Here is a 12,237-nt window from a genome sequence, read left to right on the forward strand (position 1 = left end):
GCCGTCAGCCCAGATGTGTCTCGTGGCGCAGCTTGTCGCCGGCCGGATTGACGGCTTCGCGCAAGAAACCGAAACCGCTGCGGCGGTCGAGGCGGAACAGCGTGTTGGTGACGTAGACGTCTTCGCGAATGCCGACCACTTCCACGACCTCGCTGACGCAACGGCGCCCGTCAGGCATGCGCGTCAACTGGATGATCACGTCGAGGGCCGCGCAGATCATCTGGCGCAGGGTGCGTTCGGCGATGGAACGGCCCGTCAGACCGACCAGCGTTTCCAGGCGCAGCAGCGCATCCTGGGCGTTGTTGGCGTGCACGGTGCTCATCGAGCCGTCGTGACCGGTGTTCATCGCCGTGAGTACATCGACCACTTCGACGCCACGAATCTCGCCGAGGATGATCCGGTCGGGGCGCATCCGCAGGGCATTGCGGATCAGGTCGCTGGCCTTCACTTCACCGTGGCCTTCGGCATTCGGCGGACGGGTTTCCAGGCGCACCACGTGGGGGTGGCCGAGCTGCAATTCGGCGACGTCTTCGATGGTCACCAGACGTTCGTGCGGGTTGATCAACTGGCTGAGAATGTTCAGCAGCGTGGTCTTGCCGGTGCCGGTGCCGCCGCTGATCAGGATGTTGCAGCGCTTGCCGACGGCATCCTGGAAAAACTCGAAGATCGACAGGTCGACGGTTTGCATGGCGATCAGGTCGCTGCTTTTAAGCATGTCCTTGCGGAATTTGCGAATCGACAGGCAGGGGCCGTCGAGGGCAATCGGCGGAATGATCGCATTGACCCGACTGCCATCGGGCAGGCGTGCGTCGACCATCGGTGAGGACTCGTCGAGGCGTCGTCCGAGTGGTGCAAGGATGCGTTGCATCACGCGTTCGACGTGATGGGCATCGATAAACCGCAGGTCACTCTGGTGCAGCACACCGTCGCGTTCGATGAATACCCGGTGCGGGCCGTTGACCAGAATCTCCGTCACCGAGTGATCGCGCAGCAACACCTCCAGCGGACCGAAACCGGTGAGTTCGTCGACGATCTCTTCGGCTAGCCGCTCCATCTCGTAGCGGGAAATCGCCAGGTGCAAACGGGCGATGTACTCGGCGACTTTGTCGGTGACGAACTGTGCGAGTTGTTGGCGTGAACCTTCCAGCAAGTTTTTGCCCGACTCTTCGAGGGCGTCGATGATGTAGCGATGCAGGACCAGTTTCAGGCCTTCGTGATCGCTGTTGCCGCCGCTGCTGCGGGGCGCAGCGCCGAAGAGTTTTTCTGCGCTCATGAGGTGCCTCGCAAGCGGTCGAACCAGGTGACTTTGGGCTTGGCCAGACCCTCGGAACGTTTGGCCAGACGTTCACCGAGCGCACGCAGGCTCTGGGTGAGTTTTTCGCGCGGGGCCAGTTCGAACAGGCTGACGCCCTGGTTTTTTGCGTTCAGGCGCACTTCTGGAGTGAGGGCCAGCGTGGCGATCACTTCCAGATTGAAGGTCTTGCCGAGGGTTTCCGAATTGGGCGCAACGTTGCTCAAGTAACGGTCGATCAGCAGCCGCCCGTGGTCGAGCTTCATGCCTTTTTCACGCCACAGATTGAGCACGGCGAGGTTGCGCCGGCAGTTGAGCACGTTCTGGTCGGTGTACCAGAGCAACTTGTCGCAATGGCTGACAAAGGTGCGCAACGCCTCGCTGTCGGTCTGCCCGGTGAGGTTCACGACGATGTGCTGGAAGTGCTGGCGCAGGGCGCTGAGCAACATGTACAGCTCGGCGGCGCTGGTGTTTTCCAACGGCTCATCGTTGCTGGCGTAGGCGAGAATGCGCAGGCCGGCTTCGGCGCTGGTGAAGGCGCTGTCGATCAGTGTGGCGTCGAGCCGGCGCAAGTGACGCAGGGCATCGCCAAAGTGAAACGAACTTTCCAGCCCGAGCAGGGCGAGGCTGTCACCGCGCGGCAGACCGAGATCGAGCAGCAAGGTTTGCTGACCGCTCTTTTGCACCACCAGGGCCATATGGTTGGCCAACAGTGCTCCATCGGAACTGCTCTGCACGCCATACATGACCGTAAGGCCGCCGAGTTGCGTATTCGGCGCTACGGGCGGCAGGCGTTTGCTCAAGCGCCGCACCAGCCCGGCGACTTCACTGGAGCGCGAACCGTAGGCGACAAAATCCCGGGCCCCGGCACGCATGGCATTGAGCACCAGCTGATTGTCCATGCCGTCGCCGAGGGCCACGATCGCCAGCATCGGTTTGGCCTCCAGCGCGCCTTCGATCAACGCGCTCTGGGCGACCACGTGCTCGCGATCCAGGCCGACGAACACCAGGCTGGCAAAGGTGACATCCACCAGCGCCAGCAGTTCGTCGAGGCTGCCGCCGCCGGCGCTGACTACCTGACCGAGCGGCGCGAGTGCGCCCTGCAGCCACTCCAGATCGGTGCTGTTGCGGGTGATGGCGAGAAAGGTCTGGCTCAGGTTCTGGCTCATTGCGATAACCCGCTGCGCTTGTCGAAATTGCCGTTCTCAAGAAAAAACATGCGGTAGAAATTCGGGTCGTAATTGCGCAGTTTTTCCCCGGGTAACGACGGCAACTGGGCATCGGCGGCCAATGGCTGCACCAGATGCGGCGTCACGATCATCAACAGTTCGCGCTCTTCGCGCTTGATCTGCGAGCCTTTGAAAAAAGCGCCGAGCACCGGGATGTCACCGAGGCCGGGAAACTTGTTCACTTGCGAGCTGTTGGTGGTGCTGATCAAGCCACTGATGACGAAACTCTCGCCGTCGCCAAGCGACACGCTGGTGTCGGTGCGGCGGATAGTCAGCGCCGGCACAGTGGTGCCGGCGATCTGTACGGCGTTACTGAGGTCCAGTTCGCTGACTTCCGGGGCGACCTTCAACGCGATGCGGTCGCGACCGATGATGGTGGGCGTGAGGGTCAGGCGGATGCCGAATTCCTTGTACTCGATCGACACGCTGTCGCTGCCGGAGCTGGGCACAGGAATCGGAATTTCACCGCCGGCCAGAAAGCTTGCGCTCTGCCCGTTCAACGCCACCAGACTTGGCCGCGCGAGGGTATAGGCGAAGCCGCTGGTTTCCAACGCATTGATGATCGCCATGGTCTTGCCGCCGACCCACGAGAAGTTGAACAGTGAGTTGTCCACTGGCAGGCGGGGCTGCGGCACCCCGTCAATCGGCGGCAAGGTGCCGGGCGAACCGAACAGAAAGTTGCCGCGCGTGCCGATCAGCGAGGCGGTTGCTTCCTTGAGTTTGGTGCGGCTGACTTCGACGAAACGAATGTCGGTCTGCACTTGCGACGGCAGGCTCGGGTCATCCGAGGGTAGGGAGCCGGTCATGGCGGTAGTGGCGGCGCCCTGAACAAAGACCATGCTTTGGCGCGGTTCGCTTGAACACGACGTCCAGACCATCAGGCTGGTGGCACCGGGCGCAACGCCGGTGAGCAGAAAGGACGAACTGCCATTGGCATGTACGTCGGCGATTTTCGGGTCGCCGATGGCCAGACGCGTGATCGCCACGGGGGACTGCACGTCCTGCTGAAACCCTTCGCCGATTTCGATCACTGGCGGCATGCGCCCCAGTGCCGAACAATTGCCGACTGCCGCGAACGCAGCGTCCATCGACAGTCCCATCAATAACAAGGCGCGCAGCATAGGTTTGAATGTCGGCCTGAAACGACTCTGCATGCCCTTGGATCCTTGCGCAGTCATGGGTTTTGTTGGGTGATCTGGTTGCCGCGAATAATTTCCACGGCAGGCCGTGCGGCACCACCGGCACCACCGCTGGACGGTGCTTTCGGTGCGGTGCCCATGGCCAGTTGGGTGAACTGGAAGAGTTGTCGGTTGGCGGTGTCGAGATGGGCCGTGGACTGTTTTTCGCCGGCCCAGTATTTGGCCAGGCGTTGTTCTTCACTGCTGCGTACGGCCAGGCGCAAGGTGCCGGCCTGGGTGGCGAGCATCAGGCGACTGAGCAGTTGTTCCGGCACCGCCAGCACCACGGTGCGCGCGGCAACGCGGCGTTGATCCTGTTTGAGTTTTTCGTCTGCACTCAGGGCCGGCGAGGCCGGTTGACCGTCGTTGGTCAGGCCGTACTGGTCACCCACGCCAAGCACGCGCATGGCCGGCAAAACGATCTGCGCCGACTGTTCGAGGTTGCTGGAATCCTGGCGCAAGTAGAGCAAGACATCGACGTAATCGCCGGGAATCAGTTGCCCGGCGGCACCGATCACTTCGTCAACAGCCACGGTGAGCGCGCGTTCGTCACTGTGAATCATGCGTGCCAGTGAACCGCCGGCGGTGAAGCTTTCATCGTTCAGCCAGGTGCCGGCGCTGAGGTGCCGCCAGGGTGTGCGACCGACGGCCTGATCGATACTGCTCAAGCTGCCTGCCGGTGCACTGCGCAGTTTTTCCACCGCTACATCGGCGGCGGTCAGCGCAGTGAAGGGTGGCACGTCGTGCAGCAGCACCACCACGGGTTGGCGGGTCTGGTCTTCGGCGATCGCGACAGTTTTTTCAACAGTGACAGTTGGGGCGACGGGGGCGACGGCGACGGGCGCTGGTTGACGACTGAGTACCAGTCCCCAGTAACCGACAAAAATGGCTCCCAATAACAGGATGGCTGCAAGGCCCATGGTGACGCGACTGTTCATGACGGCTCTCCCTTTCCTGCTGCACTACCCACTGCTATTGCTAACGAGAGAAGTTCCCAATCCGGCAGCTATGAACATGCAACTATTTCGCTATTTCCACGCTAGCTGATCCAAGCCAAAACGCCATTACTGACAGGAAAATAACTCACGAAAGTATGAGTCTTGGCCAATTAACAGCAGCCGATGGCAAAAACACGATTGGATTAATACTTTCCGGTTAATCCGTTCTTACAGTTGTTGGGTGGGGGTTTCTTGACAATGCTCAAATGGCACGGTGGGTCTTTGCCGTTGTAGTGACATCAGCGCCAGAGGCGCAAAGGAGCAGTCCTATGTTTCGCATGACTTTCGACTATCTAATGTCCAGAGCCCGGGTGTTCATCAAGAATGAAGAAGGGGCTTCGGCGATCGAGTACGCCATTGTGGTGGCGATGGTCGCCGTCGTGGTTGTGGCATTCGTAACCCCTCTTGGCGATAGGGTGCTGGCGATCTTCAATAATATTTTGACGTCTCTTGATGGTACGGCTGTGACACGGCCGACGCCTTGAGTCGTGGGAACGCTGCACCTGGCTGATATCGCACTACAATGGATTTTCCATTCAGCTTTCAGGTATTGCCTATGAACGCGTCTTCGCCGCACCGCCAACAGTTGCTTTTGGTTGACGATGAAGAGGACGCGTTGCTGGAACTGGCGGAGTTGCTGGAGGGTGAGGGGTTTGTCTGTCATGCGGCGACGTCGGTGAAGCTGGCGTTGCATCATCTGACTCGCCATCCCGATATCGCGCTGGTGATTACTGATTTGCGTATGCCGGAGGAGTCCGGGATGTCGTTGATCAAGCGGTTGCGTGAGCATACTTCTCGGCAGCATTTGCCGGTGATTGTGATGTCGGGGCATGCGGATATGGAAGACGTCAGTGATTTGTTGCGGTTGCAGGTGGTGGATCTGTTTCGCAAGCCGATTTATTACGTCAGGTTGTTGGAGACTTTGGATAATTTGTTTCCCAAGCCTAAGGTTCAGGTTGGCTGAGGTTGAGCTCGGCGGCCTCTGGGCCGACCGTGCTTTGGGTGTTTTGGGTGAATATCCGTTTTTTTGGGTGTTGCAGCTGGCGGTTTCGCCCTTACGGCGAGGCACTTTTTCCAGACGCCGAAAAAGTACCCAAAAAGGCTTGCCGCAACGTTCGGCCCACTCGCTGAGGCTCGGGGTTCCTTCGCTCCGGGATCGATCCGGGGGCAGCGCCTACGGTTTGCTTCGCTGCACCTCCTCTCGCTGTGTTTGGCTTCGCCAAACGGTCGCTGCGCTCCCACCCCCGGATCAATCCCTCCACTCAGCCTGCCGACGCGGCCGGTGAATCAAGATCAAGAGCTGCAGCCGAGCTAACGCTCATCCTGTTGAGTGGTGAGGAGCGGTAGCGATGCGCGGTGCGCGGTGTGTGCTGTTTTGCTTTGGCTTTTCTGTGGGGGCGAGTTTGCTGCGGACGGCGTTCCTGCGAAAGCGGCCTGACAGCCGGCCAGTTTCTAACTGAATGCACTCAATCCAACTGTAGGAGTGAGCCTGCTCGCGATGGCGGCCTGACAGCGATCAATCTCTCTCTGTATGCACCCAATTCAACTGTGGGAGCTAGCCTGCTAGCGAGGCTGCCTGCAATCCGACCCAGTTCTGCCGTTTGTACACTCCACCCGCCGCTGCAGAAGCCTCTTGGGTGTTTCGGCTTACAACTGATAACTGAAACTGATGCTGTACCGCGTCCGGCGATTGAACGTGTCCAGCGCTTCATCCGACATCGCCTTCGCCGCTTCCAGCGCAATGTTGTAGTACTTGGCATCGCCAAACCGTAGCCCGATCGCCGCCGATGACAGGTTGTTGGCCTTTACCGGCAATTCGTTGAACCAGCTGCGTGAGCGATCAAGGACGAAGTACGGTTGCAGGATGCGCACCCAGTTGCCGTCGCGGTTGAAGCTGTAGTTGACCTCGTACGCCACGCCCCAGCCCTTGTCGCCGGACGCTCGATCGTCGGGATAACCACGACCGAAGTTCTGCCCGCCGAACACCGCGCGCTCGCTGTCGGGCAGGGTGTCGTCGCTCCAGTACAGTGCGGCAGACAGCACGCCTTGCCAGTTGTCGAGGAACTTGTCGCTCTGCACGCCAGACAGGCGCAGGCGAAAGAAGTCGAGGTCGATGGCGTTGTTGTTGGTTTTCGCGCCCATGCTGTCGACGCCTTGGTACACACCGCCACTGAGGATTCGCAGTTGGCGGGCATCGGCCTTGCGCCAGTCGCTCTCGAAGGCGAGGGCGCGGATGTCGGTGCGTTCTTCGACACTCAGCGGGAAGCCGATCACCTTGTAGCGGGTCTTGTCGTTGACCGCGTAAAGCCTTGAACCGGCCGTTAGCAGTTCGTTGGAGGCGGCAATCAGTGGCAAGGTGAAACCGATCGAGTAGCGGTCGTTTTCGCGGTGCGGTTTGAGTTGCAGGCCATTGTCGAGCAGGACATTGGTGCCGGGGTCAGCACGGTAGCGTGAAGCCGACAGCGCCAGTTGTGCGCCCTCGTCATTGATGAACTGGTTGTAGTCGAGCCGGTAGTAATGTTCGTGATCGTCACCCGGTGGGAACAGGCCGCTGAGGGTCAGTTGCTCGCCCATCGCGGTCTGCGAATTGCTGCTGACACCGAGCAGTGCCTGGGTGCCGTTGCGGTTGTCTTCGGTGGTGCTCAGCGTACTGGTGAAGGGTTTGCGACTGGCCTGGGCCACCAGTGTTGTGGCGCCGTCGGTGGTGCCGGGCGGTGGCACCTGGGCCTGGATCGTCACCCCGGGAATGCGCGTCATCAGCGTGGTGTAGCGCTCGAACGTCTTGCGGGTCAGCGGCCGCTCGGTCTGAATCTTCGCCGCCAGTTTGTCGAGCAGGGCTTTGACCCGGCCGACATCGCCCTGGATCTGGATATCGCGGACGTAGCCTTCCACCAGCACCACGCGCGCTACGCCGTCATTGAAATTTTGCTGCGGCAAGAACGCGTAGGACAGCAGGTAACCGTCCTGCTGATAGCGTCGGGTGATGTTGCGCGTGGCTTCGATCAGCTCGGCGAGCGTGGCTTGCCGGCCGATCAGGGGCTTATAGATTTCGGCGAGTTCGTTGAGCGGGTAGAGGGTGCCGCCTTCGATCTGCACGGTTTGCAGTTTGATCTTGGTGTCCATCAACAGCGGTTGCGCAGTGGCGGCACCAGCGTCCGGCACTTGCACCGGCGTGGCGCTTGGGCGATAGGCATCGGCCGGCAGGTTCGGCACCGGCAGATTGCGGATGGTTTCGTTGCTGTTGAGAAAGCTGGGCAGGGTGTCGGCGAGGGCGGCGGAACTGAGACTGAGGAACAGCAGGGATGCCATTACGCGCATAGGACACTCCATGGTCAGATCACGGCACTGGGCTGAATTTTCCTAAGAAAAAAGGCGGAAGACTCGTGGGAATCTTCCGCCCTCAACCAAGCGTAGGCGCTGTAGGTGAGGCCGTCGAATCGGCCAGGTGCAATTTAGCGTGTGTTGCCTCCCAGAGTGCCAGTCAGACCACCGAGTACACCGCCCAGACCGCCACTGGTGGTACCCCCGCTGGTACCGCCGTTGACCAGGCCACCGACGGCGGCGACGGTGCCGCCAACGTTGCTGACCAGACCACCGACTGCGGTGGTGACCGGGTTGTTGGTCGCGGCAATGCTGCCGCCGATACTGCTGACCGCGCCGCCCACCTGGCCGGTGAGACCTGTAACAGGTGAGCCGATACCGGTAGCGGCGCCGACTTGTTGGGTCACGTTGGTAACCGCACTGGTAACCGGGTTCAGGCCTGCCCCCAAGGTTCCGCCAACCGTGGCCAGAGGTGAGGTGGTTGCGGTGATCGGGGTGCCCGAACCGCCGAGTACGGTGTTGAGCGAAGCCACTGTGTTGCCGGCCGCTGCGAGGACGTTGCCAGGCGCTGCGAGAGTGCCGTTGCCTGCCGCCAGACCTGAGCCGACATTGACCACCGCGCCGCCAACGGTTTGCAGCAGGCCAGTACCACCGAGGCCACCGCCCACTCCACCAGTACCCGAACCAGTGCCGTTGGACACCAGACCGCCAGCCTTGGCGACTGCGGTGCCGGTATCGCTCAACGCGCCGCCGAGTGTGTTGGTCAAGGCGTTGCCGTTACCCGCATCGGTAACATTGCCGCCCAGTGTGTTCACCGCGCCACCGACTTGCGCAACCACGCCTTTGAGCGGATCGCCCAGACCGGTCGCATCGCCGACTTTGTCAGTGGTGCTTTCAACCATCGCGATCACTGGCACCAGGCTACTGCCGAGTTTGTTCGTCAGTTGACTGGTCGGGCCGCTGGTCAGCGTGGTGTCGAGGGTATTACCGAGCATGGTGACTTTCTCGCCGACCCCATCAACCAACGGCGCGACTCTGGTGACTACACCGCCCACCACTGGCACGCTGGTGGTGGCAGTGGACAGCTTGGCGCTGAGGTCGGAGACGCCGTTGCCAACATCCGTCACTACACCGCCAACCGAAGCAACGGTGGTGGTCAGGCCATTAGGGTCGGTGGCCAGTTTGCCTACGCCATCGGCGACGCCATCACCCAAGGTGCTGACAACATTGCCTGCGGTGTTGGCCGCACTCTGCACCACACCACCGACCACCGGTACGGTGCTGAGCGAGTCGCCGATCTGGCCAACGCCATCGCCGACGCCAGCGACGGTATTACCGACATCCTGCACCAACGTGGTGGTCACCAACGGTGTGGTGGTTGGGTTGGTCGGGTTAGTGGGGTCAGTCGGGTCTGTCGGGTTGGTTGGATTAGTCGGATCAGTGCCACCAGTGCCGCCTGTACCACCCGTGCCACCGGTTCCGCCAGTGCCTGCGGTATCACCGCTGCCACCCGTGCCACCTGTGCTGCCAGTACCCGATGTGCCACCAGTACCCGCCGTACCATCCGCCGAAGAACTGCCGGAACTGCTTTTATGACCGCCACCACCGCTGCTGCACCCGGTGACGCCAAGGGAGAGAATCAATGCCAGAGCGATTGCCGATTTGCACCACACGTTTTGAGTTTTCATGATTGAGATTCCTTGCACCTGTCACAACGTTCGTTGTCTTCGATGGCTCGCCGATCTGTTGTCGGTGATGCCTTCGCCCGTTGTGCTCAATCTCAGTCCAGGGGCAGGTTTCAGGCCATTCTCAAGTTGGTATTAACGCCTTTATATATAAGGTGAAGTTCAGCGCCTAAGGACTAATACCCAGGATATAGCCGGACAAAAAAAGGCCTTGATAATCAAGGCCCTGGTTTTTTCAGTGGAAGGGGGAAGGACGGCGAAAACTTAAGTTATATACACACAATTAATGGTGTGCCGCGAGCTCAGGCAATGGGTTGCCACTGCCCGACCATGTGTTCGAGGTCTTGTGCACCGATCAGCCGCAACTCACCACTGGACCCCGCCGCACTCGCCAGCAAGGTCACCTCACTGGGCAGGCGCACCGGTTTACGAAAGTGCACGGCGATCTCAAGGTTGGCCTTGGGCAAATGATCGCCCAGCGCCGCGAGTGTTCGCGCCTTGTTCCACAAACCATGGGCGATCGCTGTTGGAAAGCCAAACAGCCTGGCACTGGCCGCACTCAGGTGAATCGGGTTGTAGTCGCCGGACACTTTGGCGTATTGCCGACCGATATCGACCGGGGCTTTCCAGCGTGCCACCTCCACCAGCGATTGCGACGGCTCCCAGGTCTGCTCGGCCGGCTCGCCCTCAAGTTTCACACCGCGACAGAGCATCTGGCTTTCGGCTTCCCACAACGGCCCGAGTTGATCATCCAGGGTGGTCAGCAGATCGAACGTCGCACCTTTGGGATGCGCTTGCAGATTCGTCACGCGCACGCTGACCTGCGCCCGACCGATCCCGCCCATCGGGCGCAACACGCGAATGCGGTTGCTCAGATGAATCAGCCCCAACAGCGGGAACGGAAATGCTTTGGCGGTGAGCAATTGCATCTGCAATGCAAAGGCGAGGATGTGCGGATACGTCGGCGGCAATAGACCGTCATCGACGAATCCGCAGACCTTGCGATAGCCTGCCAGGCGTTGGCCATCGACATCGACCCAACAGCGCAAGCCGCTGTCGGGTAATTGGGTGCCGGTGATTTTGCGTCGCGTCGCCGCCCGTGCGTAGAGCCCGGGCAGACTCGGTTCGCGATCCAGCGTATGCCATTCCATGCTCATGCCTAAGCCCCCAGAACGCTTTGTCCACAGACGCGCAGTGCCTGCCCGGTGAATGCGCCGGTGCCCGGTTGCGCCAGCCACGCGACGGCTTCGGCGACGTCTTGCGGTAAACCGCCCTGACCGAGCGAACTCATGCGCCGGCCCGCCTCACGCAGGCCAAACGGAATGTGTGCAGTCATTTGCGTTTCGATAAAACCGGGCGCAACGGCGTTGATGCTGATGCCGCGTTCCAGCAGTGTCGGTGCCCAGGCCTGCGCAAGACCAATCAGCCCGGCCTTGCTCGCGGCGTAGTTGGTTTGCCCGCGATTGCCGGCAATGCCGCTGATCGAGGCCAGCAGAATCACCCGCGCGTTGTCGTGCAGCGTGCCGCTGTCGAGCAGTGCCTGGGTCAGCACTTGCGGCGCGTTGAGGTTGACCGCCAGCACTGCATCCCAAAATTCCGGGGTCATATTGGCCAAGGTTTTGTCGCGGGTGATGCCGGCGTTGTGCACCAGAATATCGAGGCCGTCAGGCAGTTGTCCGATCAGTTGCGTGGCGGCGTCGGTGGCGCAGATATCCAGGGTAATCGCGCGGCCGCCGAGGCGGGCGGCGAGGGCTTCCAGATCGGTCTTCGCCGGCGGCACGTCGAGCAGGATCACCTCGGCGCCGTCGCGCGCCAGGGTCTCGGCAATCGATGCGCCGATACCGCGAGCCGCACCAGTGACCAGCGCCTTGCGTCCGGCCAGCGGCCGTGTCCAGTCAGTCACTGGCGTCGCACAAGCCGTCAGGCGGATCACCTGGCCGGACACGAACGCACTTTTCGGCGAGAGGAAAAACCGCAGCGGGCCTTCCAGTTGATCTTCGGCGCCCTCACCGACGTAGATCAGTTGCAGCGTGCCGCCGCTGCGCAGCTCCTTGGCCAGCGAACGGGAAAACCCTTCCAGCGCTCGTTGCGCACTGGCAGCAAACGGATCACTGAGGGTTTCCGGCGCACGACCAAGAATCACCAGATGGGCGCTATGCTCTAGATTCTTCATCAACGGCTGGAAGAATTCGCGCAGTTGCTTGAGCTGGTCGGTGTGCAGCAGTTCGCTGGCGTCGAACACCACGGCTTTGAGTTTCGGGCCGTGGCCGGGAATCCATTCGGTGGCGGTTGCCGGTTGTTCGCCGTAACGGTAGATGCCGTCGGTCAAACGGTTGGCGAAGGCACTGACGCGCTCCGCCAGCGGCCCGCCGCCGATCAGCAGCGCCCCTTCCACCGGCCGCAGGCGCCCGGCCTGCCAGCGTTCCAGCCGCACCGGCGACGGCAGGCCCAGCGCCCCGACCAGGCGATGGCCGATGGACGAGTTGGCGAAGTCGATATAGCGGTCAGACATGGAACGCTCTCCAAAAGTTGGGG

At 61.2% G+C, this 12,237-nt stretch carries 10 protein-coding genes; 2 read left to right on the forward strand and 8 right to left on the reverse strand.

The window, feature by feature from the left end:
* Positions 1-4: 4 nt before the first annotated feature.
* The 4 genes from J0G10_RS04355 to cpaB are packed head-to-tail and all read right to left on the reverse strand — an operon-like array spanning position 5 to position 4,636.
* Positions 5-1,273, reverse strand: coding sequence for a CpaF family protein (locus tag J0G10_RS04355; RefSeq protein WP_093430272.1), 1,269 nt, complete (start codon positions 1,271-1,273; stop codon positions 5-7).
* Positions 1,270-2,460, reverse strand: a complete 1,191-nt coding sequence (locus J0G10_RS04360) for an AAA family ATPase (RefSeq protein ID WP_007914643.1) — start codon at positions 2,458-2,460, stop codon at positions 1,270-1,272. Before J0G10_RS04360 ends, J0G10_RS04355 begins: the two co-directional genes overlap by 4 nt.
* Complete coding sequence (locus J0G10_RS04365) at positions 2,457-3,674, reverse strand: type II and III secretion system protein family protein (RefSeq protein WP_220557565.1); 1,218 nt, start codon at positions 3,672-3,674, stop codon at positions 2,457-2,459. The genes J0G10_RS04360 and J0G10_RS04365 overlap by 4 nt, the downstream gene beginning before the upstream one ends.
* A 20-nt stretch (positions 3,675-3,694) precedes the next feature.
* Positions 3,695-4,636: a Flp pilus assembly protein CpaB gene (gene cpaB, locus J0G10_RS04370; RefSeq protein ID WP_095047380.1), complete on the reverse strand. Its 942-nt coding sequence runs from the start codon at positions 4,634-4,636 to the stop codon at positions 3,695-3,697.
* Between the two features lie 338 nt (positions 4,637-4,974).
* On the opposite strand from cpaB, the gene J0G10_RS04375 reads away from it, so the two are divergent.
* The gene (locus J0G10_RS04375) at positions 4,975-5,181 is read left to right on the forward strand and encodes a Flp family type IVb pilin (RefSeq protein ID WP_095047415.1); all 207 of its coding nucleotides are present in this window, start codon (positions 4,975-4,977) and stop codon (positions 5,179-5,181) included.
* Positions 5,182-5,252: 71 nt separating this feature from the next.
* Complete coding sequence (locus J0G10_RS04380) at positions 5,253-5,660, forward strand: response regulator (RefSeq protein WP_095047381.1); 408 nt, start codon at positions 5,253-5,255, stop codon at positions 5,658-5,660.
* A 683-nt stretch (positions 5,661-6,343) separates the two neighbouring features.
* On the opposite strand, the gene J0G10_RS04385 is transcribed toward J0G10_RS04380, so the two are convergent.
* The 4 genes from J0G10_RS04385 to J0G10_RS04400 form a co-directional block, all read right to left on the reverse strand.
* Positions 6,344-8,014 (reverse strand): ShlB/FhaC/HecB family hemolysin secretion/activation protein, encoded by a 1,671-nt coding sequence (locus tag J0G10_RS04385; protein ID WP_220557567.1) that lies wholly within the window; start codon positions 8,012-8,014, stop codon positions 6,344-6,346.
* Positions 8,015-8,148: 134 nt separating this feature from the next.
* Positions 8,149-9,705 carry a collagen-like triple helix repeat-containing protein gene (locus tag J0G10_RS04390; RefSeq protein ID WP_220557569.1) on the reverse strand — a complete coding sequence of 519 codons (1,557 nt, stop codon included), beginning with the start codon at positions 9,703-9,705 and terminating at the stop codon, positions 8,149-8,151.
* A 299-nt stretch (positions 9,706-10,004) separates the two neighbouring features.
* Complete coding sequence (locus J0G10_RS04395; RefSeq protein ID WP_095047384.1) at positions 10,005-10,859, reverse strand: MaoC family dehydratase; 855 nt, start codon at positions 10,857-10,859, stop codon at positions 10,005-10,007.
* A 2-nt stretch (positions 10,860-10,861) separates the two neighbouring features.
* Positions 10,862-12,214 carry a 3-oxoacyl-ACP reductase gene (locus J0G10_RS04400; RefSeq protein WP_095126094.1) on the reverse strand — a complete coding sequence of 451 codons (1,353 nt, stop codon included), beginning with the start codon at positions 12,212-12,214 and terminating at the stop codon, positions 10,862-10,864.
* Positions 12,215-12,237: the final 23 nt, after the last annotated feature.

The sequence above is a fragment of the Pseudomonas germanica genome (assembly GCF_019614655.1).
Lineage (GTDB): Bacteria > Pseudomonadota > Gammaproteobacteria > Pseudomonadales > Pseudomonadaceae > Aquipseudomonas > Aquipseudomonas neuropathica.